This is a genomic window from Niveispirillum sp. SYP-B3756 (assembly GCF_009495745.1).
Classification (GTDB): Bacteria; Pseudomonadota; Alphaproteobacteria; order Azospirillales; family Azospirillaceae; genus Niveispirillum.
Window position 1 is genome coordinate 231,285 of record NZ_WIDQ01000006.1, and the last position, 23,520, is coordinate 254,804.

Here is a 23,520-nt window from a genome sequence, read left to right on the forward strand (position 1 = left end):
TTCGGCGGGGTGGAGGCCGGCGACCGCCGGCCCGCCGCTTGGTAGCGGCGTCAAGCCAAGCTGCCGGTGGCAGCGCCCGGCGATTGAGGGAACAAAAAATCTCCCTGGATCGGTCACGATCAAGGGAGATTGGTATAAAAATGAACAGGGCCGCGTCGCGCGACGCGGCCCTGGTTTCAAGGGATTGAAGCGTAAGCTTCAGAAACAGCATTGAACTCCAGCGTCAATGCTCGACGCGGCGTTCCAGCGTCCAGTCCCAACGGCGGGTGGGGGCAAGCGGCTGCTGGTGGTTGAGGTCGCGCGCTTCCTTCCATTCGGTGAAGGAGTCACCGATTTCGGCAGCCGCCGCTTTCAAGTCCGGTACGTATTTGGTCGCGAAAACGGACTCGGTCACGGCCTTGTCCATGAAGCGCATCCCGACGCAGCCCAGCAGGTTGGTGCCGCTATAGATCGGTACCGCAGCGGTGGACTCACCGCGATATTGCCGAACGCTGATGGCATAGCCGACCTTGCGGATATGGCTCAGCGTCTTTTCAATCAGGGCGCGTTCCCGACCAGCCCCTTCCATTTCCTCGCCGGAGCCCAGGGCGATGTCCAGCAGGGCGGCGCGCTGCGGCGCCGGGCTGAAGGCCAGATAGGAACGGCCGGTGGCGCTGTTCAGCAGCGGCAGCCGCACACCTGCATTATAGCGCTCCAGCGCCAGCGGGCTCTGCTTGTCCGTGGTGTAGCGGAGCAGCATCCTGTTGCCCTGATTGGTGCTGATGGAAACCGGCCAGACCAGCTTGCGGCCCAGCTGGGACAGCACCGGCTGCGCCACCTCCGTCACCCAGGCTTCATCATCATAGCCATCCGACAGGCAGCGCACCAGCACCGTCAGACGGTAATGATCATCAGAGGTGTCGCGCACGGCATAGCCGGCCGAACACAGCGTTTCCAACACCCGATAGGCTGTTGTCCGCGGCAGATCAATGGCGTTTGCCACGTCGGTGACGGTGACGCCATTGCGGCTGTTCAGCACCTGCAGCACATCAAGCACCCGAAGCATCGCGCGAACTGGTTTAACCTTGTCCATACCCGTTCTCCGTTGTCCTGTTATTGTTGCCTGTTTTGTTATGCCTGTTCTATTGGCATAATTTTAGATCATCTTTTTTCGCATAATCGCTATTCCCGTAAAAAAAGGGAAGCCTGAATCGTCACATTCTGTCCGTGGGGTGGACGAATTTTGTCCGGCCTCCGGTCAGGCGGTCACGGGGGCGACCACCGTGCGGACAGGGGGCTGTGTCCATCTATGCCCCACCAATGGCACCCCGTCTTAATTCCACGCGGGGACGGCAGCGGGCCGTCGGGACACGGACCTGAAGGTTTTCCAAACAAATGAATAAAGCGAGGATCACCATCGTCGGGGGCGGGATCGGCGGCATGACGGCCGCCATTGCGCTTCAACAGCAGGGGTTCACGGTGACGTTGGCGGAGGCGGCCCCTGCCTTCGGGGAGGTGGGGGCCGGTGTCACCCTGTCGCCCAACGCCATGAAGGGTTTCATCCATGTCGGCCTGTGCGAGCAGATTGCCGCAGCGGGCGTGGAACCGCGGCGCCAGCGTATCCAGCATTGGCAGGATGGGCGACTGCTACGCCCGATGGAACGCGCCGACATGCGGGCCAAGCACGGCGCGCCTTATGTCTATATCCATCGTGCCGATCTGCACGCGATTCTGGTGGATGCGGCGGCCCGCGCCGGCGTCACCCTGCTGACCGATGCCGCCGCCGTGGCGGTGGAGGGCAGCACGGTGGTGCTGCATGATGGAAGGCGGCTGGAAGCGGATTTGCTGGTCGGGGCCGATGGGTTGAAATCGGTGGTCCGCCGCGTGTTTGAACCGGCCGTGGCGCATTTTACCGGCCATGTCGCCTGGCGCGCCCTGGCACCGGTAGATGACAGCCTGGCGGATCTGGCGCAATGGCCGGGGATGCATATTGGCCCCGGCCGCATGGTGGTGCGCTATCCGGTGCGCCAGTCCAAGATATTGAACATGGTGTTTTTTGCCCGCCAGGAAGGCTGGGTCCAGGATGGCTGGACCATTGCGGCCAGCCGCGCCGATCTGGAAACCACCTTTGCTGGCTGGGCGCCGGAGGTGCAGGCAATGATCGCTGCCGTGCCGGAAGACAAGCTCTATAAATGGGCGATCAATGCCCGCAAGCCGCTGTCGAGCTGGATTGTCGATGACAAGGTCACCCTGCTGGGCGATGCCGCCCACGCCATGACGCCCTTCATGGGCCAGGGTGCGGCCTGCGCCATTGAGGATGCCATCGTGCTGACGCGGGCCTTGGCAGCATCCGGCAGCATTGCCGAGGGGCTGAAGCGCTATGTCGCGGCCCGTCATGAGCGGGCCACCTTCATCCAGTTGGAATCCAACGCCAATGCCGACCGGATGCAGTCGGCGGATACGGAACTGTTTGGTCTTTCAGCGCTGCGCAATGAAGACACGCTCGGCCTTCTGGATTATGACTGCCGCACCATACCTGTGTAACCGGTCGGCTTCCAAGCCCTTCTTTTCATTTCATTTCTGGGGTTCCCATGTCCGCCTCGCCACAGCCCTTTGATGGTCACGCCATTTCCCCGGCCACCGCCGCCTTCCTGGGTGAACCGCACCTGCTGTTCATCGGTGGGGAATGGTGCAAGGGCCGGGCGGGGGAGGCGATCACCAGTGTCGACCCCGCCACCGGCTTGCCCCTGGCAGAGGTTGAAAGCGGTGGTGTGGCGGAGATTGATGCTGCTGTGGCGGCAGCCAGCCGGGCCTTTGCCGGCCCCTGGGGGCGCAGCAGCGGGCCGGAACGGTCCCGGCTGCTGATGCGGCTGGCCCGGTTGCTGGAACGGGATGCCGATATCTTCACCGAACTGGAAATCCTGGATAACGGGATGCCGGGCTTCATCGCCCGGCTGACGGTGAATAATTGCGTGGAGATGTTTGAATATTATGCCGGTGGCGCCTTCCGGATCGAGGGCACCACCACCACCCCACCGCCGCATGTCACCGCCACGGCAGAGGCGTTGACCTATACCATCCGGGAAGCGGTGGGCGTCGTTGGCCTGATCGTGCCGTGGAATGTGCCGCTTTCCACGCTGGTGCTGAAGCTGGCGCCGGCCTTGGCAGCCGGTTGCACCGTCATCGTGAAACCCTCGGAAGAAACGCCCCTGTCGGCCGTGCTGCTGGGCCGGCTGATTACAGAGGCCGGGTTCCCGGCCGGCGTGGTCAATATCGTCAATGGTCCGGGGGAAACGGCGGGGGCCCGCCTGTCCCAGCATCCGGATGTCGACAAGATCAGCTTCACCGGGTCGACGGAGGTGGGGCGCAAGATCGTGCAGGCGGCTGCCGGCAACCTGAAAAAGGTCTCCCTGGAACTGGGCGGCAAGTCGCCCGTGGTGGTAATGCCGGATGCCGATCTGGAGATCGCCATTCCCGGCGTTGCCATGGCCACCTTTTTCTTGCAGGGCCAGAACTGCATGGCCGGCACCCGCATCTTTGCCCATGCCGCCATCCATGACCGGCTGGTGGAAGGCATGGCGGCCTTTGTCCAGTCCTTCAAGTTGGGGCATGGGCTTGACCCGTCGGTGCAGTTCGGCCCGTTGATCAGCGCCGGACAGGCGGCGCGCGTCTGCGGCTATATCGAAAGCGGCCTGCAGCAGGGTGCTACCCTGGTGACGGGTGGGGGAAAACTGAACCGGCCGGGCCATTTCGTGCCCCCCACCATCCTGACCAATGTTTCCACCGACATGAATGTCTTCCGGGAAGAGATTTTCGGGCCCGTCATGTGCGTCAACCGGCTGGAAACAGACAATATCGAAGAGATCGCGGCGCTGGCCAACGATACGGTCTATGGGCTGTCGGGCAGTGTCTGGACCCGCAGCCTGTCCACCGCTCACCGTCTGGTATCGCGCATTCGCTCCGGCCAGGTCTCCATCAACTGCCATGGCGCCATTGCCACCAACATCCCCTTCGGTGGTTATCGCCAGTCCGGTTGGGGGCGTGAATTCGGCAAGGAGGGGTTGGACGCCTATCTGGAAACCAAGGCGGTGACGGCCCGACTCTGACCCCATCCACCACGCGGTCAGTCGGGGGCGGCGTGTTTGTGAAAAAGCGGCGCAGATTATTAGCTGACTGAACAACTTCTGCCCGGTTCTGCTCCTGTTGTTAACAGCCCTAATCTTGGCACCGGGGCCTTTTCCCTTCCGCGATTGGTAGAGAATCTCATGACCAGCCAGATCCGCCCGCCACAAGTTTCCCGTCGCGCCTTGGTGGGGGGCATGATCGCCGCCCCGCTGATCGTTGCTGCCAAGGGCTGGGCCGCCGGTCCCGCGCATGTCGACGTGATCGTGGTGGGCGCGGGTCTGGCCGGCCTCAACGCCGCGTCCATCCTGGAAGGGCAGGGGCTCAACGTTCAGGTGCTGGAGGCATCCGACCGCGTGGGCGGCCGTCTGCGCACCGGCCGTGCGGAGGGATATCAGGCCGAGTTGGGGGCCAGCGAGGTCGGCGCGCTGTATGGGCGGGTGCGGGATGCCTGCCAGCGCCTGAATGTCGGCCTGACCAACAAGGGCGGCAAGCCGACCGATTTCCTGATCCATGTCGATGGCGTGTCTGTTCTGCCGGCCGACTGGGCCAAGACCCCCAACAACATGACCGTCGGCGCGGAACGCGAGATCCTGCCCTATGTGCTGCAGAACAAGCTGTTTTTCCAGTGGCTGCCCTTCAAGCAGACCAACGCCTGGCTGGAGCCGGCCAACACGGTCTATGATGTTTCGGCAGCGGAATTCCTGCGCTCCAAGGGTGTGTCGGAGGCGGCCATCCGGCTGGCCGATATCGACCTGAACGGGTCCAGCCTGGAAAGCGTTTCTGCCCTGTCCATCTTCCGCGACATGGCGCGGGCGCAGGTGGAAGGCTATGTCGATCCCAACAAGCCGCAATATGGCGTCAATAATATGGAGCGCAGCTATATTGTCGGCGGTTCCGATGTGTTGCCCAAGGCCATGGCGGCGGCGCTGAAAAACCCGGTGCGGCTGAATAATCCGGTGGTCGCCGTGGATCAGGCGGCCGACAATGTGCAGGTGAAACTGGCCAATGGCGAGGTGCTGACCAGCCGTTTCCTGGTGATGGCAGCGCCCTTCAGCGCGCTGCGTCGTATCCGCTTCACCCCCGGCCTGCCGGAAGCCACGGCCAATGCCGTGGCTGGTGCGCGCTATTCCGCCACCACACAGTTCCATTACCGGATCACCAAGCCCTATTGGGAAAAGGATGGCCTGCCGCCCTCACTCTGGACCGATCTGGCCTTTGAACGCGCCTTCGCGCTCAAGGGGGCGGAAAGCGGCGAGATTGATACGCTGATCGTCTGGGTCAATGGTGACGGCGCCACCCGCTGGGATGACCGCGATGTCTCCCAGCAGGCTGATCTGGTGATGGCCGAGCTGGTGAAGGTGCGACCGGCCATTGCCGGCGCCCTGGACTATAAGCTGGGCTATAGCTGGGGGCGCAACCCGTTCGTGGGCGGCAACAAGCATTTCTACGCCCCCGGTCAGGTCAAGCGCTTTGCCGCCGATATGGGCAAGCCGGCCGGCCGCATCCATTTCGCTGGCGAACATCTGCGCCGCCTGGAACATGGCATGGAATCCGCTATGGAGACGGGGGAGGCCGCCGCCATGGAAATTCTGGAAAAGGTTTAAGCTTTTCAACAGGAAAGTAGATACGGCGGGGGCTGAATATGGCGAATATTCAGCCCCCTCTTTGCATATAAAAACCAGAACAGCATAAGCGGCCCCTTTGACCAGGATGGTCGCCGCAGGATGAGAGGACAGGATGAGCGGGCAGAAAAATGCTGGGATGCGCGATATCGCGCTGGATTACGCCTTGCCCTTGCTGGTGCTGGCACAGGATGTTCTGACCACCCTGATGCCGCGCGCGGACAAGATGGGGCCGATGCGGGAAGAACTGCGCGGCTGGCATTATCTGGTGGGAACCCTGCTGCTGGCGCTGGCCGCTGTCCGGCTCTGGCGCTGGTTCCGGGGGCAGGCACCGCAACCGGTGCCGGCTTTGCCGCCGCGTGCCCGGACCTGGGCCATGGGGCTGGTGCTGGCGACCTATACCCTGTTCTTCATCACGCCGATTTTCGGTTATCTGGTGGCCTGGAGCCACGATATGCCGGTGCATTACGGTCCGCTGCCAGCATTGCCGGCCCTGATCGGGGAGAGCCGGAATGTCTGGGTCTTTACCGGCTATTTCCATTCCGGCATCAGCACCAGCCTGCTGGTGCTGAAACTGGGCGTGCTGCTTTCTGCCGTCTATTGCCTGTTCCGGCATGGCAAGGGGCTGTTTGCTGCCTTCCCGCGCGGTTTCGGGCTTTATGTGCTGCTCAGCTTCTCCGTGTCGCTGTTCGCGCTTTCCACCTTCAAATCCTATGATCGCGGCCCCTATGTGGTCGCCATCTTCCTGGCGATCTGCGCGGCGGTCTGGGGGCTGGCGCGTCTGGTCCGACGTGGTAAAGCGGGCAGCAGCGGGGAAGGGGCGCCCAAGGGGGCGGTCTTTGCCGGTATCGGTGCGCTGGCCATGATCGGGCTTGGCCTTTATGGCCCCTATGCCCTGTTCCGCGTTTCCCCCTTCCCCAAGGGGGAAATGGTGCAGGCAGCAGCCCATGTCACTTCGCATGAAACGCCGCTGGTGGTGGAGCAATTGCCGTCGGAAACCGATTTCGAACGGCAGGTGCGGGCGGAGACTTTCAAATGGTGCGTATTCTGCCACACCTTCAACAAGGGCGGCGGGCATCTGGTCGGCCCCAATCTCTATGCCATCATGGGGCAGCGCATGGCGTCTGTCCCCAACTTCCCCTATAGCGAGAGCCTGGCGGCCCGTGGCAAGGCGGGGGAAGTCTGGACGGATGCTGCCCTGGCCGAGTTCCTGGCCAATCCGGACGCCTTTGCGCCCGGTACGAGCATGATCATCTCCTCTGGCAATATCACCGATCCGGCCCGCCAGCAGGCCATCATCACCATCCTGAAGCGTGAAACTGGCTCTGCGGCGCCTTGAGCCGTGATGTAAGGGGTAGCCCTAGATGACAGAGATCGCTTTTGATCGTCGTTCCCTGTTGGCCGCGATTACCGGTGCTTCCCTGCTGGGGGTGATGCCGGCTGCCGGACAGTCCGTGGATGCTGCACCGCTTTTGGTGAAAACAGCGGCCGGTCGCGTTGTGGCGGTCTATCGCTGGCCCGCTGCTGGCGGGTCGCCGCGCGGGCGCATCCTGTTTTCCCACGGCGCCCTGTCGGCGCCGTGGAAATATCTGTCGCTGATCAATGCCTGGACCCAGGCCAGTTATGAGGTGCTGGCGCCGCTGCATGTGGATTCGACCGACCACCCCGACCGTACCGCTTTCCAGGGCATGGCGAGCTGGCCGGCCCGCATTGAGGATGTGCGCGCCGTGGCCGACCATATAGGCGGCCCCTATATCGCCGCCGGCCATTCCTATGGGGCGCTGGTCGCCCTTTGCCTGGGCGGGGCGGGGCCCAAGGTGCCGGAAACGGTGAAGACGCCGCTGCGCGACCCGCGCGCGCTGGCCGCCGTTGCCTTCTCCCCGCCCGGCGGCGGTATGGGGCTGGTCAATCAGGGGGATTATGCCGGGCTGGCCGTGCCGGCCCTGATCCAGACCGGTGACCGTGACGTTCCCCCCGGTGGCAACGCCGACTGGCGCAGCCATCTGCTGGCCTATGATGATGCGGCGGCTGGGGGCAACCGCTATGCCCTGGTGCTGGCCGGGGTTGACCATTATTTCGGCGGCGGCATCTGTCGGCCGGAACTGCCGGGACCGAAGCAGGAAACGGCCCTTTCCATCGCTGCATCCCTGTCCATCCTGTTCATGCGGGCCCATGGCGGAGGGGATCAGGGCGCGCTTGAGGTGCTGCGCAGCCGGCTGGCAACCGAGGGGCCGGCGATCCTGACCCTGAAGTGAGTCTGCCAGACATCCATCAGGTGGACGCCGATGCGCCTGCTTGTTTCGGGTTTGATGCATTGGGTGAAAGATTTAGCAGCATTGGAACAGAGGGTGTCGCTGATGCAAGGCAGCTGCCCCCGAATCCGATCAACAATCCAGAACAGGGAAACAGATCAGATGTCCGGACCGGAACTGACGAGACGGGAGAGTTTTGGCCTGGCGGCGCTGGCCGTTGCAGCGGGGGCCACGGCCACCCTGCCGGGCATGGCGCGCGCCGCCGCCCCGTCCTTCGTCACCAAGATCGATTTCAAAGACCCGAAATGGAATCGGGACACCTTCGCCCGGCTGGACATGGATCTGGACCCGACCAAGCAGAAGATCGGCTGGTTCCGGGGCAATGTCTATGGCGTGCGGGACAATGAACCGGTGCGCCCCCTGTTTGTGCTGGATGGTTTCAGCGTTGTCCGGTCCAAGCAATTGGAAGATGGCAGCTGGCGCCGGATGCTGCGGGAGATCGGTTTTTACCGCGACATCAAGACCGGCGAGATTATGAAGACCTGGCACAACCCGTACACCAACGAGGATGTGAAGGTTGTTCCCATCGCCAATGACCCGTTCAACTTCACCATCGGTGAATTTCAGCCGGAACCGCCGTCCTATGGTGGGTTGAACAAGGAAAAGCCGCCAAAGCGCCCCTTCCTGCTGGATTGGCGCGAAGGACCGGATGATACGATCATCCTGACCACCGATATCCATCTGTTCTATCCCTCGGCCCTGCAGCCAGACAAATGGCCGCGCGAGTCCGGCGGCTCCTTCAACCGCGTCTCGGAAATGTTCACCTATGTGGTGAAGCGCAAGGATGTGGAGAATGCGGCCTTGACCCATGTGCCGTGCGTCGGCTCCTGGTCGCGCATCACGCCCTGGCTGCCCTGGATGCTGATGGGGCAGGCGCCTGGCCATATCAGCTATTTCTGTTCCTTCGGCGCCTATGACAGCATCAACCAGATCCCTGCCGATCTGGCTGCCGCCGCCCGTGCCATGGACCCGAAATGGCTGGCCGCCCCGGACAGTGATTACGGCCCCTCCCTCTCCAGCCTGGAGAATTTTGCCCGCGAGCAAAAGCCGGCAGCGGTGCCGGCGGGGTGGACCCCGCCGCAGCCGCCGCCGCCGCGCACCATGCCGGGTAAGTAAGATTTCCTCCTGAAAACTTCGCCATGGCGCCACCAACGCCATGGCGATTTCTTTTGTACCCATCTGGAAAGGGGTCCGCGCGATGACCAGTGCGGTGTCCGAGATTGTGCCGCCACCGGCCGCCTGGGGCTGGCGGCACAGGCGGGCTATGGCGTGGGGCAGGTGGCGGGGCAGGTGTTCCGCGACGTGCCGTCGCTGCTGCTGCTGTTCTTCATGACCAATGTGCTGGGCATTGAGCCGGCCCTGGCCGGGGCGGCAATCTTTGTGCCCAAGCTGGTGCTGGGGGTGGGCTGCGATATGGCGGTCGGCATCCTGTCCGACCGCTGGAAGCACCGGTTTGCCCGGCGCTGGTGGCTGCTGGTGGGGGCGGCCGGTGCGCCGCTGGCCATCATCCTGCTGTTCCATGTGCCGGACCTGCCAATGTCGGGCAAGGCCGCCTATGTGACCGCTGCCTTCAGCCTCTATATGGCGGTGTTTGCCAGCTTCTCCGTCCCCTATCTGGCCATTGCGGGGGAGCTGTCATCCGATACGCATCAGCGCACCGTGTTGATGGCCTGGCGGCTGGTCTTCACCGCCATCGGCGTGCTGGTCGGCGGTTCGGTCGCCCCCTATATCGTGCAAAGCAATGGCGGCGGGCAGGGCGCTTATGAGGAAATGGCCCGCTTCCTGGCGCTGGTCTGCCCGCTGGCCCTGGGGGTGGCCTTCTTCGGGGCGGCCCGTGCGGCCCGTCAGGCCGGCGTCGCACCGGCGGTGGCATCCGGGGCCAGGCGGTTGAGCTTCGGGGAGGCGCTGCGGGTGCTGGCGGCCCCGCGTTTCTCCGTTCTGCTGGGGTCCAACCTGTTGCAACTGGCAGGTTCCGGCATGGCCTATGCCTCCATGCTGTATTTCCTCACGTACAATATGGCCCGTACCGATGCCTTCCAATTGATCGGCGGGCTGGTGGCGATTGCCTGCACCGCCATCATCCTGGCCCAGCCGGTTTGGGTGGCCTTGGCAAAGCGGGTGGGCAAGAAGCCGGTTTATCTGCTGTCTGCCATCGGCTATGGCACCACCTATCTGGTTTGGGCCTTCTGTGCCGATGCCGGCACGGTGGCCGCCTATGTGCTGTGCTTCATCGCCTCGGCCTTCAATTCCGGTTGGGCCCTGCTCAGTTTTTCCATGATGTCGGACATTGCCGGCGAGGATCAAAAACATGCCGGGCTTTATTCCGGCGCCTGGATCGCCGTCGACAAGATTGGTTTCGGGCTGGGCGGCACCTTGCTGGTGGGGCTGCTGCTCTCCGGCTTCGGGTTTGATTCCGCCCGTGCCGTGATGGGCCAAGCCCAGACCGATCTGGCCATCAGGGGCGTGATGCTGGCCTTTGGCGTGGTGCCGGCGCTGTTGAACCTGACGGCGGCGGCGATTTTCTGGCGGTTCGGGCGCACCTGAACGGCAAGATCAAGGTCCGGGACGCGTTACCCCCTTCCCGGACCTTATTGTTTTTGCGGCGCAGCAATTTCCAGATAACATATTGATAAAGAAAACCTTGGGGACAGAGATGGCGGCCATTGGGGAATTTCAGCGGGGCTGGAAACTGGTGCTGGCGGCGGCAACCGGGGTGGGGCTGGGCATAACCGGTCTGACCTTCTATACGCTGGGCATTTTCATGGGACCGCTGGGGCAGGAATTCGGCTGGTCCCGTACGGCCCTGTCGGGTGCCACGCTGCTGACCACCGGCACCACCGTGTTTTTGGGCCCGCTGGTGGGCCGCCTGTCCGACCGGTTCGGCGGCCGCAAGGTAGGGCTGGTTTCGCTGAGCGGGCTGGCGCTGGGATTGGCGGGGATGAGCCTGATCGGCCCCAATCTGCTTAGCTTCTATCTGGCCTTCGGTCTGGCCATGGTGCTGGGGGCGGGCACGCTGCCGGTGGTCTGGACCCGTGCCATCAATGCCGGTTTTGACAAGGCGCGGGGGCTGGCCCTGGGGCTGACGCTGACGGGCACCGGCGTTTGCGCCATTCTGGCCCCGCCCTTCACCCAATGGCTGATCGCCGATCATGGCTGGCGGGTCGCCTATATCGGGCAGGCGGTGCTGGTCCTCGCCCTTGGCCTGCCCACGGTCTGGCTGTTGTTCCGGGATGGCGGCGCGGGGCCGCGGCAGATGCAAGACAGGTCGGCCTTGCCCGGCCTGTCGATGGCGGCATCGCTGCGCACCCGCCAGTTCTGGATGCTGGGGCTGGGCTTCCTGCTGGTTTCCTTCGCCGTGGCCGCCCTGATCGTGCATCTGGTCTCCATCCTGGCCGGCGGTGGGATGGACCGGGCGCAGGCAGTGTGGATCGCCAGCTTGCTTGGCTTTGCCATCATCGTTGGCCGGCTGGGGGTGGGCTTTCTGGTGGACCGGTTGCACGCACCCTATGTGGCCCTGGGTTCCTTCATCTCTGCCTCCATCGCCTGCGGTCTGTTGACCGTGACCGGGGCACCGCTGGCCCTGTCCATCGTGGCGGTGGTGATGATCGGGCTGGCCGCCGGGGCGGAGGTGGATCTGGTCGCCTATCTGGCCAGCCGCTATTTTGGGCTGAAGAATTATGGCCAGATCTATGGTTGGCAATTGGCTTTCTTCGCCCTGGGGGCCGGGCTGGGGCCCATTACGCTGGGCAAACTGTATGATATGACCGGCGGATATCATGCCGGCTTGATGAGCTGCATTGCCGGCTTCATCATCGGTGGCGGGCTGGTCGCCACCCTGGGGCGCTTCCCGGAGCGCTTTCGAGAATAGTGTCGATGGTACGAAGTAAAATGGCCGCCGGCCTTCCCCGGCGGCCCAGACCCCTCAGTTTTTCGGGGCCGTATGATCGGTGAAGTTCTTCCAATCCTTGGTGACGAACTTCTCATCAATCAGGGTGCGCTGGAAGCAGCGACCGCCCTTGAACCAATGCCAGGTGCGGGACCGGAACTGACCGCAGTCGGAAAGCTGGATCATTTCATAGAGATAGAGATCAGGTTCGCCCTTACGGGTCCAGTTAAGGCAGGTGGAACGGTTGAAATCATCCGGCTTCATGGCGGCGGCCCAGCCGGTGATCAGATCATTGTCCCACCAGATGCGACCATCGGCATAATCGGCGGGGAAATCGCGCACTTCCGTGCGGCCATCTTCCCAGAAATAATAGTTGGTCTGATGATAGGGGCTGGGGCCATCTTCCGTGAAGCGGCACAACAGGCGGGAACGATGCTGGTCGATCAGTTGGCCGGTTTCAGCCGAATAATAGCGATACCAGCCTTCCCAAACGCCCTCGTTACGGGCCAGCAACGGCATGTCGCGGCGCAGGGCTTCGATATTATTGCTCATCACCAATGATCCTTCGTGAAAACAAAAAACGATGTTTTGGACCTAGCACCAAGAGCCATGGATCATGGCTCTTGGTATTCGTATGCTCCCTCATGCGCCAGGCGCTGCCTCCGGCAGCTTGGCTTACGCGCCCATGGGGGCGCGGGCCGGCGGTCGCCGGCCTCCAAGGGGCATGGGACATGACCCTTGGTATAAGGGCCGATCAGGGCCGCAGGTCGACCACGACCTTGCCCATTGACCGCCCGGACAACAGATGTTCCACGGCGTCCGGTACCTGATGCAGGCCCCGGAACCGAACAGAGTCGAACGTGACCTTGATCTTGTCTTCATCCAGCAGAGAAAACAGCGTTTCCCGCGCCTGTGGCCACAGGTCGGTCAGCAGACCATTCATAAACCCACGTATTGAGGCACCCTTGTAATAGATCTTGTGGGCGATGCGGGGGGCGGTGACGATTTCCGGCTGGCCATCCAGATCCTGGGCGGCACCCGCCACCACCAACCGACCATGCCGCGCAAGGTTATCGACAAAGGCATCGAAGATCGGGCCGCTGACCGTATCGATGGCCACATTCAGCGCGGCAGGATATTCCGCCGCCAGCACGGCGGCCACATCCTCTGTCTTGTAATCAATCACCCGGTCGGCGCCCAGACCGCGCACGAAATCCACCTTCTGCGCACCACCGCAGACGGCCACCACATGGGCGCCACGCTGTTTGGCCAACTGCACCATCAGATGGCCCAACCCGCCGGCCGCGGCAGAAATAGCCACCGTTTCCCCAGGCCGCAGGGCACCGGTATGGTCCAGCGCCAGCAGCGCGGAAACCCCGGTGGAGGCCAACGCCAGATAATCCGAGATGGGCGACGGCACGCGGATGAAATGTGCCGCCGGGGCGGTGGCTCTTTCCCGATAGCCCCAGGTAAAACGGACGGTGACGGCGGCATCCCCCCGCTTGAAATCCGTCACACCATCGCCGACCGCCTCCACCACACCGATGGCTTCCACACCCGTATAGGTGGGCAGGTGGACGGGAACATAGCTGACGGCGTTGCGGGCGATCTGTGTATCGAAAATGCCATTGACGCCGCACCAATGGTTGCGCACCCGGATTTCGCCGGGGCCCGGATCGGTCAGCGGTTCGGCGATAAGATCAACGGCCTCCCGAAAGCTTGGTGCGAAACGGGATTGGCGCAGAACCTGACTGGTGGCAGCCATCTGGGTCATCCCTTCCGGTTGTCCAAGCCCAGACAGCCGGGATTGATCGCCCCGTTGGGGTCCAGCACCTGCTTGATGGCACTCAGCAATTCCCAACTGGCCGGGTCGCGGCTTTCCTTATAGGGATAGGCGCGGCCGATCTGGAAATGGCCGCAGCCGAAACGCTGGAAGATGGCGATGACGCGCTTGCGGGTGGCGGCGGCAAAGGCCTTGGCCTCCGGATTGGCCAGTTGCACGGGCAGACGGGCGGCATGGGCTGGTTCCATGGCCACATCATGGACTGGGAACTTCTCATCCGGCCAATAAAGCACCGGTTCCAGGATCAGCGCATTGGTGGACATGCTGCTGAACAGGTAACCGGTGCTGACACCAAACCGTTCAAACTCTGGTGCCAGTTCGGCAAACAGTTCCTCAAGGGCCGTGAACAGGGCCGGGGCCTGGGAGAGCGACACCTGACCATGGATGGGAATCCAGCGCTCCCCGCCCGGCCCCAGCACGCTGTTCAGCGGCGGGAAGGGCATGGCGCGGATCACCTTGGCGATGGTGTTTTCAATCTCCGTCCCGCCATGATCGGCGGCCAGTTGGCGGGCGGTCGCCATGTCATGCGCCACGGCGGCGGCACAGCGGCCTTCCGCAATGATGTGCAGCGGGTAGCTCTCCAGGTCCACGAAATTGCGGCCGGCCTTGGCCACCTTCACCGCTTCCCACAGGCCGCGCGCCAGGGATTTCTGCCGCGTCACCACGGCCCCCAGCGCCTTTACGTCGCCGGACATGGAGGCGCGCTGCATCCGCACCTTGGTCAGGCCGGGGTCGAAGGCGCACATCTCGGCGGCGATTCCGGCCCGCGCCATGGCGGCCATGGCGCGCATCAAGTCTTCACCGGTGTCGAAGGCGAAGGAGGCGTAATCTTCCGCCGCCGGGGCCTGGATCAGCCGCAAAGTGATATGGGCCTTGATGCCAAAGACGCCGCAATCCCCGGCAAACAGCCCGGCCAGATCGGGCCCGAAATGTCGATAGAAGGGGGTTTCGCCATCGGCACCCCGCGCGCCGGTGCGCAGCACCCGGCCATCGGCCAGCACCACGCTCATCGCCACCACGCTTTCGCTGGAGGTGCCGTAATGACCGGCCCCCAACATGGCGTTCAATTGCGAAATCCCCCCACCGATGGTGGATGCCAGACCCGACATCGGCCCCCAGAAAGGTGCGCGCAATCCCAGCGGCGCCAGGGCATTGTTCAGGTCCACCCAGGTGCAGCCGGCTTCCACCGTCACCACCATATCCTCAGCCCGGATATCCAGCACGCGGTTCATCCGCTGCATATCCAGAGAGACCGTGCCGGCAACGCTGGGGATATAGCCGCTGGTGTAGCTCATGCCGGCCCCGCGGGGGGCCACGGCCACGCCCGCTTCATGCAGGGCCGCCATCAGGCGGGAGAGCTGGTCCAGATTGTCCGGGGCGACGACCAGGGAAACCGGCTCCTTCGCCTCGCTCCAGATGTCGCCGCTATGAAGGCGGCGGGTGGCCGCATCATCATGGACATGCGCCTCCCCGACAATGCTGGCCAAAACCTGTTTCAGCGCCGGCACCGTTCCGGCCATTCCCACGTCAGGCATGATGAACCCTGCTCCGAATCTGGATTTATTCCTTGGAGACTGAGCTTATCCCTCATCAGTCTTTTCAGCACGGTCGGCGAAGCCATTTATCCGCAAGGCGGTCAGTAAGTGCGGTTGGCGTGGCAGTCCTTGGCTTCCCCATGGTCTGGTCAGGACATCATGACAGACAATGGTGCAGGACGGGGACGGGCGATGGCGACGACCCTTTACGATAAATTATGGGCCGCCCATGTGGTGGCGGAAGAGGGCAATGGCGTCTGCCTGCTCTATATCGACCGGCAGATGCTGCACGAGGTGAGCAGCCCGCAGGCGTTCGAAGGCCTGCGGGCCAAGGGCTTGCGTCCGCGCAACCCCAGCTATCATCTGGCCGTCGCCGACCATTCCGTGCCCACCCGCCACCGTGACCGCCCGATTGCCGACCCGCAGGCCCGCGCCCAGGTGGCCTTGCTGGAGGCCAATGCGCGGGAATTCGGCATTGAACTGCTGACCCTGGGCGACCCGCGCCAGGGTATTGTGCATGTCACCGGGCCGGAACAGGGTTTCACCTTGCCGGGCCTGACGCTGGTGTGCGGCGACAGCCACACGGCCACCCATGGCGCCTTCGGGGCGCTGGCCTTCGGCATCGGGTCGGGTGAATGCGAAAGCGTGCTGGCCACCCAGACCCTGCGGATGCCCAAGGCCAAGACGCTGCGGGTCAATGTCACCGGCGATCTGCCGCCGGGGGTGGGGGCCAAGGATATCATCCTGGCCGTGGTGGGCAAGCTGGGCAGCAATGGCGCCATCGGCCATGCCATTGAATATGCCGGCCCCGCCATCCGCGCCCTTTCCATGGAAGGTCGGATGACGCTCTGCAATATGAGCATTGAGGCCGGTTCCCGTACCGGCCTTGTCGCCCCGGACGAAACCACCTTCGCCTGGTTGAAGGGCCGGCCCAAGGCGCCGAAAGGGGCCGATTGGGATGCCGCTGTCGCCTATTGGCGCACCCTGCCCAGCGATGACGGGGCGGTGTTCGACCGGGAAATCACCCTTGATGCGACCCGGCTGGTGCCGCAGGTCAGTTGGGGCACCAGCCCGGATCAGGTGGCCGATGTCACGGGCCAGGTGCCCGACCCGGCCCGCCTGAATGATGCTGAACAGGCTGCCAAGACCGCGAAGGCGCTGGCCTATATGGGGCTGGTGCCGGGGCAGGCGCTGCGCGATGTCGCCATTGACCATGTGTTCATCGGTTCCTGCACCAATGGCCGGATTGAGGATTTGCGCATGGCCGCCCATGTGCTGAGGGGCCGCAAGGTGGCGGCCGGGGTGACGGCGCTGGTGGTGCCGGGATCGGGTGCCGTGAAGGCCCAGGCCGAACAGGAAGGGCTGGACCGGGTGTTCCTGGAAGCCGGCTTTGAATGGCGGGAGCCGGGCTGTTCGCTGTGCGTGGCGATGAATGATGACCGGCTGCCGCCGGGGGCGCGCTGTGCCTCCACCTCCAACCGCAATTTCGAAGGGCGGCAGGGCCAGGGGGCCCGCACCCATCTGATGGGGCCGGCCATGGCAGCGGCATCGGCCATCGCCGGCCATATTGCCGACCCGCGTGATTATCTGGAGGCGGTGTAAGCCCATGGAACCCTTTATCCGCCTGTCCGCCGTCGCCGCCCCGTTCAACGAGGCGGATATCGACACCGATATCATCTATCCCGCCCGCTTCCTGACCATTACGGCCAAGAAGGGGCTGGGACGCTATGCCTTCCATGACCGTCGGTTTGACGGGCAGGGGCGTGAAGTGCCGGAATTCGTGCTGAACCGCGAACCCTGGCGTCAGGCCGCCATTCTGGTGGCCGGGGCCAATTTCGGCTGTGGTTCATCGCGTGAACAGGCACCTTGGGCGCTGCTGGATCAGGGCATCCGCTGCATCATCGCCCCCAGCTTCGGCGATATTTTCCGGGGTAACTGCTATCGCAACGGCATGTTGCCGGTGGTGGTTGACGAAGCCACCCATGCCGCCCTGCTGGCCGATGCCGAGGCGGGTCTGGAACTGCATGTCGATCTGGAAGCCGGCTTCATCACCCGACCCGACGGATCGACCGTCGCCATCAGCATCGACCCGCAGAAACGCGATGCGCTGCTGAATGGCTGGGACGAGGTGATGACCATCCTGAACCAGCGCGGCGATACCATCGCCCACTATGAAACCCAGCGCCGTCAGCGCTTTCCCTGGCTTGGTTGAGATAGAAAGTTAAAGTCATGGCCAATCCCATCCTGCGTCAGAAACTGGCTGCCCGTCAGTTTGTCACCGCCCCCGGCATCCAGGACATGATCAGTGCGGTCATTTCCAACAAGGTCGGCTTCGATGTCGTCTATGGCAGCGGTTATTGGACGGTGGCATCCGCCTATGGCCTGCCCGATGCCGGCATTGCCTCGGTTACCCAGATGGTGGACCGCATGGCCACGCTGGTGCGCACCTGCAACGCCGCCGTGGTGGCCGATGCCGATACCGGCTTTGGCGGGTTGCTGAACGTGCATCACACGGTGCGCGCCTATGAACAGGCGGGCGTCACCGCCATCCAGATTGAAGATCAGGAATTCCCCAAGAAGTGCGGCCACACGCCCGGCAAACGGGTGATCCCGGCCGAAGACATGGCGGAAAAGATCCGCGTCGCCGTGGATGCCCGCCAGGATGAGAATTTCCTGATCATCGCCCGCACCGATGCCCGGCAGAGCGAGGGGCTGGAAGGCGTGCTGCACCGCATGAAGCTCTATGCCGAAGCCGGTGCCGACATCCTGTTCCCCGAGGCGCTGACCAGCGACGATGAGGCACGCACCGTCACCGCCTCGGTCGACAAGCCGATGATGGCGAACATGGCCGATGGCGGCCTGACCCCCATCCGTGATGCCAAGACGCTGGAAGGCCTGGGCTATGCCATGTCCATCTTCCCGGCCATGAACAGCCTGGTGGCCGCTGCCGCCATGGAAAAGGCCATGGAACATCTGAAGGAAACCGGCACCAGCCTGTCACCCGATATTCCGATGTTCAACTTCCGCGAATTCTGTTCTCTGATCGGGTTCGAGGATGTTTGGGCCTTTGAGAAAAAGTGGGCCAAGTGAAACAGAAAGGGCGCCCGATGCGGCGCCCTTTTTTATTAGATCCGTGTGCGTTTAATTGGAAACGCACACGGATCTAATCCCTTGTTCAGCGAGCAGATTCACGCTCCAAAGCGATTCCGCTTTTCCGCGATCTGCTCTAAATATCAACGCGGTTGCGGTTCGGTCTTCACCTTGTCTTTCAAGCCCCGGATCAAGATGTTGGGCAGGCGGCTATTGTCCCAATCCATCCCCTTGGGCGGGTTATTGCCCAGACGCAGAGCGATCAAGCCGGTTTGCGGAGAGATGAATACCGTCTGGCTGCCATTGCCATCGAACAGGTAGAGATCACGATCCAGATAAGGCTCGCTGTGCAGGATGCTGGGACCGGGCGCACCCGGCGCGCCAAAGCCCCGCCGTTCAACGTAGGAACCGGCCAGCCAGACGCCCAGGCCGTAATGCGGGTTCTGCGGTGTGCCGGTGACCATCTGCTTCACATAGCCCGCCGGCAGCAGCCGCTTGCCATCGGCCACCCCATCATGCAGCAGCAGGATGGCCAGACGCAGCCACACCTCTGCTGGCACCATCATGCAGCAGCCGGAATGGGCGAGCCCGCCCACCCGGTTCACCCAAACCTGGCCGCCCGGCGCGCCGACGGGGGCCAGCACCTCCTGCCCGACAAAATCGGCATAGCGACGCTTGGATGCCCGCTCAATCACCAAGGCCACCAGTTCCGAGGTGGCATTAGAATAGCCATAGCGGCTGCCCGGCGCATCGGTCAGCGGGTAATCCTTGACGATGTAGCTGCCGTGATCGGTGCTGAGATAGGCGCGATTCCAGGGGTGATCCGGATCGGCATTGAAACCCTGTTCCAGAAAGCCGGTGCGCATGTCCAGCAGATGGCGGATCAGCATCGCCGCCTTGGGCGTACCCTGCCATTCGGTGACAAAATCCGCGACCGGCTGATCCAGCGACTTGATCAGGCCCAACTGCAGGGCCCGGCCGATGACGATGGCCGTCATCGGCTTGGAAAGCGATTTGGACGGCAGCGGCGTGGCGGCCGTTACACCATCGCCATAGATTTCCGCCTGCAGCTTGCCCTTGTGCCAGACGATGAAGGCGGCCGCCTTGCTGTCAGCGGCATAGGCGGCGGCATCAGCCAGGGCCGTATCGGTGATCGTGCGTTGCGCGGCACTGGCCTGGGGCAGGGCGGTGAGGGTGGCAGCACCCGGCACCGCCTCCAGCGGCTGATACAGCGTGTCCAGCGGGGCGCCGGTCAACAGCTTTTCCAACCGCTGCTTATAAATGGTTTCTGCGTCCTGGGCGGGGGCGGGGGAGCTGGCCAGCAGGCCGCAGCTCAGCAGCAAAATGGCCTTCAGACGATGCGTCATCACCCGTCCCTTGTAATATGGAAATGGCCCCGGCGCAAAAGCTGCGCCGGGGTAAAGTCACCGGGAACCAAATGTGTACCCAACCTGGGCTCACGCTTTGCACGCTAACCATTCACCCCAGTACCTGTCATTTGAAGGCCGATTTTTATCCACTGTGTGGCCAAATGGGGATGTGCTGATCGACCAGCCGGCCGATCAACCGTCAGATATCCCCATGGAGAGTGCCTGGAAACGGGTGCTGAAATTCCTAACGACTTTATGATCAGGAGGCATCCTTGACCCGAGTGCCCGGCCATAGCACCAAAGCCCGTCCGTTGGCCTGTAAGATCGCCATCCTTACGCTGGCAATGTCGGCCCTGGGGGCTGTTTCGGGCGGGCTGGTCCAGGATGCAGCCGCTCAGACGGCCGACAAGGGTGAGCGCCTGTTCATCCGCTGCAAGACCTGCCATGAGATCACGGCCGGCAAGCCGCACAAGGTCGGCCCCAATCTGCACGGCCTGTTTGATCGCAAGGCGGGGATGGCTGACGGGTTCAAATATTCCGACGCCATGCGTAACAGCGGTGTGGCCTGGAACGACCAGACGCTGGAAACCTGGCTGACCAAGCCGACCAGCCTGATCCAGGGCACGACCATGGCCTTTGTCGGTCTGCCGAACAAGGAAGACCGCGACGCGCTGATCGCCTATCTGCACAAGGCGACACAGTAATCTTTTGTCTGTTCCCGCCAGCAGGCGGGGGCAGGCACCCGCCATTGCTGGAAACAGCCGCGATCCGCGGCTGACCGGCGCCTCCAACGAACAGGGGGCGACGAACGGCACGTCATGCCGGCGCGTCGCCTGGATACCAGATAAGGATAAAAGGCCGATGATCAGAACGCAGGTGGTGGTCGCCGGTGCCGGCCCGGTGGGGACGGTGGCCGCATATTATCTGGCACAGCAAGGCATTGATGTGCTGGTGCTGGAAGCTGGCCCGGATTGCGCGCAGGATTTGCGCGCCTCCACCTTCCATCCGCCGACGCTGGAAATGCTGGATGAGCTGGGGATCACTCCCTTCCTGCTGGATAAGGGCCTGAAGGCACCGCTTTACCATTACCGCGACCGCCGCACAGGTGCCGTGGTCGAATTCGATCTGGGCGAACTGTCGGACGTCACCCGCTACCCCTATCGCCTGCAATGCGAGCAATATCATCTGGCCCGCGCCCTGGCGGAAAAGCTGGAATCCCATCCCAAGGCACAGGTGAAGTTCAGCAGCCGTCTGGTTTACCTGAACCAGGACGACACCGGTGTCGATCTGGCCTTTGAAACGCCGTTCGCCATTGAAAAGGTGCGGGCCGATTATGTGATCGGTGCTGATGGTGCCAATTCCGCCGTGCGCAAATGGCTGGGCATCGGGTTCGAGGGCTTCACCTACCCGGAGAAGTTCCTCTGCCTGTCGACCAAGGAACCGCTGGAAGAATATTTCCCCAATCTGGCCCATGTGAATTATGTGGCCGATCCGGAGGAATGGCTGGTGCTGCTGCGCGTGCCGTCCGTCTGGCGCATCCTGCTGCCGGCCCAGCCGGATACGCCCGATGCTGAACTGACGTCGGATGAAAACCGCGACCGCGTGTTCCAACGCCTGATCGGCAAGACCGGGGTGCAGACCTATCACCGCACCATCTATCGGATGCATCAGCGCGTGGCGGAAAGCTTCCGCCAGGGCCGCGCCTTCCTGGTGGGCGACAGCGCGCATCTGAACAATCCGCTGGGCGGATTCGGCATGAATAGCGGCATCCATGATGCCTTCAACCTGTGCCAGCGCCTGACCAAGATCATCAAGAACGGCCCGGATGAAGAAAGCCTGGAGCAGTTCAGCCGCCAGCGCCGGGGTGCCGCCCGCAGCTTCGTGCAGGCCCAGACCATCCAGACCATGGAAATGATGAAGGCAAGTCAGGCCGAGGCCCAGGCCAAGCGCCGGGACGAGCTGATCGCCACCCAAGCTGATCCGGCCAAGCGCCGCCAGTTCCTGCTGCGTCAGGCCATGTTCCAGAGCCTGGCCGACGCTGCCGCCATCGCTTGATCCCTCCCCAGAGGCAAAGGAATTTCATCATGGAAGTCAAAGGCAAGGATAATCGCGGCTGGCGCAAGCTGTTCGGCGTGCTGGGCCCCAGCACCAACACCACGGTGCAGCCCGATTATGACGATCTGCGCCCCGCTGGCGTCACCAACCACTACAGCCGCATCATCGTCGCCAATGCCCAGGCGATCAGCGACGAGACCTTTCTGGCCGGTACTCAGGCCATCGCCGATAACACCATCGATGCCGTGAAGTCGGTGATGACCTGCAACCCGGACTATCTGGTCATGGGCATGTCGGCCATCACCTTCTATGGCGGGGCCGAAGGGGCGCGCAAGTTCCACAAGGAAATCCACGAGATCAGCGGTGTGGAACTGTCCACTGGGTCAGAATCGGTGGCCGCCGCCCTGGCGGCGTATGGCGGGATCAAGAAGGTGGCCTTCCTGTCGCCCTATTATCCGGTGGCGAATGAACAGGTGCGCAACTTCCTGTCCGATTATGGCTATGAAACGGTGCGCGACGCACCGCTGCGCTGCCCCACCTGGACCGCCATCGCGCAGGTTACCGACCAGAAACTGCGCGAGACGCTGCGGTACCTGGATGGCGATGATGTGGATGCCATCATCCAGGTAGGCACCAACCTGTCCATGATGCGCTTTGCCGCCGCTGCCGAACTGGTGCTGGGCAAGCCGGTGATCGCCATCAATACGGCGACATACTGGCACGCCTTGCGCGCCAGCGGTATCCAGGACAAGGTTTATGGCTTCGGCCGCCTGCTTGAGGATTTCTGATCCATGTTGAGCTATGATTATGTGCCGATGCCCAAGCGTGGCCCCCTGCGCTGGCCCGACGGCAAGAAGGTCGCCCTGATCCTGACCTTCAATCTGGAAACCTGGGATCTGACCAAGGATACCGACAAGCCCTATTATGCGGGCGGCCCGGCCATTCTGCCGGACGTGCTGCCGGGCGACACACCGGACTTCCCGAATTTCACCTGGCGTGAATATGGCCAGCGCGTCGGCCTGTGGCGGCTGTATGAGCTGTTCGATGAGCTGGGCGTCAAGGCCAGTTGCACCACCAATGCCGTGACCTTTGAACGGCGCAGCGCCATGGTGGAAGCCTGCCTGGAACGCGGTTGGGAACTGCTGGCCCATAATTACGAACAGGGCGAGCTGCTGACCAATTTCGCCAAGCAGCCCGAGAAGGAACGCGACATCATCCTGCGTTCCATTGAGATGTATGAGCGCAATGTCGGTCGCCGGCCGCTGGGCTGGCTGTCCTCCTCCCTGCGCGGCACGCTGAACACGGCGGGCATTCTGGCCGAACAGGGTTTCCTGTTCTATTGCGACATCATGAATGATGACCAGCCCTATCGGATCAAGACCGAGAATGGCCCGCTGGTTTCCGTGCCCTATTCCAACGAGCTGAACGACTTCACCCTGCTGACCCGGCGGGGCCTGACCACCGATGCCTTCCGCGATACGCTGATCGAGGAATTGTCGGTGCTGCACAAGGAAGGGGAGAAGACGGCGCGGCTGATGAATGTCGGCCTGCACCCGCACGTCTCCGGCCGCGCCTACCGTGTCCGGGCGATCCGGGAGTTCCTGGAATATGCCAAGAGCCTGGATGGGGTCTGGTGGCCGACGCGCGAAGAACTGGCGCGCTGGTATCTGGCCAACAATGAAGGCCATATGCCGGCTTGATTG

The 23,520-nt window shown here is 63.0% G+C and carries 20 protein-coding genes; 15 read left to right on the top strand and 5 right to left on the bottom strand.

The genetic code is table 11. The features are described 5' to 3' along the window. Window positions 1-223 precede the first annotated feature (223 nt). Window positions 224-1,072 (bottom strand): helix-turn-helix domain-containing protein, encoded by an 849-nt coding sequence (locus GE253_RS14635; RefSeq protein WP_089287105.1) that lies wholly within the window; start codon window positions 1,070-1,072, stop codon window positions 224-226. Between the two features lie 302 nt (window positions 1,073-1,374). On the opposite strand from GE253_RS14635, the gene GE253_RS14640 reads away from it, so the two are divergent. From GE253_RS14640 to GE253_RS14675, 8 genes are all read left to right on the top strand, one after another. Then, complete coding sequence (locus GE253_RS14640) at window positions 1,375-2,523, top strand: FAD-dependent monooxygenase (RefSeq protein ID WP_153204852.1); 1,149 nt, start codon at window positions 1,375-1,377, stop codon at window positions 2,521-2,523. 47 nt (window positions 2,524-2,570) lie between these two features. Beyond that, a complete protein-coding gene (locus tag GE253_RS14645) occupies window positions 2,571-4,085 on the top strand; it encodes an aldehyde dehydrogenase family protein (protein WP_153204853.1) in 1,515 nt (504 codons plus the stop codon). Between the two features lie 159 nt (window positions 4,086-4,244). Continuing rightward, on the top strand, window positions 4,245-5,708 hold the full coding sequence (locus GE253_RS14650; protein WP_153204854.1) for an NAD(P)/FAD-dependent oxidoreductase: 1,464 nt from the start codon (window positions 4,245-4,247) through the stop codon (window positions 5,706-5,708). 133 nt (window positions 5,709-5,841) lie between these two features. After that, complete coding sequence (locus GE253_RS14655) at window positions 5,842-7,065, top strand: hypothetical protein (RefSeq protein WP_153204855.1); 1,224 nt, start codon at window positions 5,842-5,844, stop codon at window positions 7,063-7,065. Window positions 7,066-7,090: 25 nt separating this feature from the next. Then, entirely contained in the window at window positions 7,091-7,981 is an 891-nt protein-coding gene (locus GE253_RS14660) for an alpha/beta fold hydrolase (protein WP_153204856.1), read from the top strand. A 159-nt stretch (window positions 7,982-8,140) separates the two neighbouring features. After that, a complete protein-coding gene (locus tag GE253_RS14665; protein ID WP_153204857.1) occupies window positions 8,141-9,154 on the top strand; it encodes a DUF1838 family protein in 1,014 nt (337 codons plus the stop codon). A 153-nt stretch (window positions 9,155-9,307) separates the two neighbouring features. Next, entirely contained in the window at window positions 9,308-10,582 is a 1,275-nt protein-coding gene (locus tag GE253_RS14670; RefSeq protein WP_173012646.1) for an MFS transporter, read from the top strand. Window positions 10,583-10,691: 109 nt separating this feature from the next. Continuing rightward, on the top strand, window positions 10,692-11,906 hold the full coding sequence (locus GE253_RS14675; RefSeq protein ID WP_153204859.1) for an MFS transporter: 1,215 nt from the start codon (window positions 10,692-10,694) through the stop codon (window positions 11,904-11,906). A 54-nt stretch (window positions 11,907-11,960) separates the two neighbouring features. On the opposite strand, the gene GE253_RS14680 is transcribed toward GE253_RS14675, so the two are convergent. The 3 genes from GE253_RS14680 to GE253_RS14690 form a co-directional block, all read right to left on the bottom strand. Beyond that, window positions 11,961-12,476 carry a DUF3598 domain-containing protein gene (locus GE253_RS14680; protein WP_089289863.1) on the bottom strand — a complete coding sequence of 172 codons (516 nt, stop codon included), beginning with the start codon at window positions 12,474-12,476 and terminating at the stop codon, window positions 11,961-11,963. 202 nt (window positions 12,477-12,678) lie between these two features. Then, window positions 12,679-13,689 (bottom strand): zinc-binding dehydrogenase, encoded by a 1,011-nt coding sequence (locus GE253_RS14685; protein ID WP_153204860.1) that lies wholly within the window; start codon window positions 13,687-13,689, stop codon window positions 12,679-12,681. 5 nt (window positions 13,690-13,694) lie between these two features. Further along, a complete protein-coding gene (locus GE253_RS14690) occupies window positions 13,695-15,302 on the bottom strand; it encodes an FAD-binding oxidoreductase (protein WP_153204861.1) in 1,608 nt (535 codons plus the stop codon). A gap of 192 nt (window positions 15,303-15,494) precedes the next feature. Here GE253_RS14690 and leuC point away from each other — a divergent pair, with 192 nt between their 5' ends. The 3 genes from leuC to GE253_RS14705 are packed head-to-tail and all read left to right on the top strand — an operon-like array spanning window position 15,495 to window position 18,392. Next, window positions 15,495-16,904 carry a 3-isopropylmalate dehydratase large subunit gene (gene leuC / locus GE253_RS14695; RefSeq protein ID WP_153204862.1) on the top strand — a complete coding sequence of 470 codons (1,410 nt, stop codon included), beginning with the start codon at window positions 15,495-15,497 and terminating at the stop codon, window positions 16,902-16,904. Between the two features lie 4 nt (window positions 16,905-16,908). Continuing rightward, window positions 16,909-17,514 (top strand): 3-isopropylmalate dehydratase small subunit, encoded by a 606-nt coding sequence (gene leuD / locus GE253_RS14700; RefSeq protein WP_153204863.1) that lies wholly within the window; start codon window positions 16,909-16,911, stop codon window positions 17,512-17,514. 17 nt (window positions 17,515-17,531) lie between these two features. Next, a complete protein-coding gene (locus tag GE253_RS14705) occupies window positions 17,532-18,392 on the top strand; it encodes an isocitrate lyase/PEP mutase family protein (RefSeq protein ID WP_153204864.1) in 861 nt (286 codons plus the stop codon). A gap of 143 nt (window positions 18,393-18,535) precedes the next feature. Here the strand turns inward: GE253_RS14705 and GE253_RS14710 are convergent, their stop codons facing one another. Continuing rightward, on the bottom strand, window positions 18,536-19,759 hold the full coding sequence (locus GE253_RS14710) for a serine hydrolase (RefSeq protein WP_153204865.1): 1,224 nt from the start codon (window positions 19,757-19,759) through the stop codon (window positions 18,536-18,538). Between the two features lie 284 nt (window positions 19,760-20,043). On the opposite strand from GE253_RS14710, the gene GE253_RS14715 reads away from it, so the two are divergent. From GE253_RS14715 to GE253_RS14730, 4 genes are all read left to right on the top strand, one after another. Beyond that, the gene (locus GE253_RS14715; RefSeq protein WP_348770865.1) at window positions 20,044-20,466 is read left to right on the top strand and encodes a cytochrome c family protein; all 423 of its coding nucleotides are present in this window, start codon (window positions 20,044-20,046) and stop codon (window positions 20,464-20,466) included. Between the two features lie 157 nt (window positions 20,467-20,623). Then, window positions 20,624-21,817, top strand: coding sequence for an NAD(P)/FAD-dependent oxidoreductase (locus GE253_RS14720; protein WP_153204866.1), 1,194 nt, complete (start codon window positions 20,624-20,626; stop codon window positions 21,815-21,817). Between the two features lie 29 nt (window positions 21,818-21,846). After that, on the top strand, window positions 21,847-22,605 hold the full coding sequence (locus GE253_RS14725) for an aspartate/glutamate racemase family protein (protein ID WP_153204867.1): 759 nt from the start codon (window positions 21,847-21,849) through the stop codon (window positions 22,603-22,605). Window positions 22,606-22,608: 3 nt separating this feature from the next. Next, window positions 22,609-23,517, top strand: coding sequence for a polysaccharide deacetylase family protein (locus tag GE253_RS14730; protein ID WP_211101470.1), 909 nt, complete (start codon window positions 22,609-22,611; stop codon window positions 23,515-23,517). Window positions 23,518-23,520 lie beyond the last annotated feature (3 nt).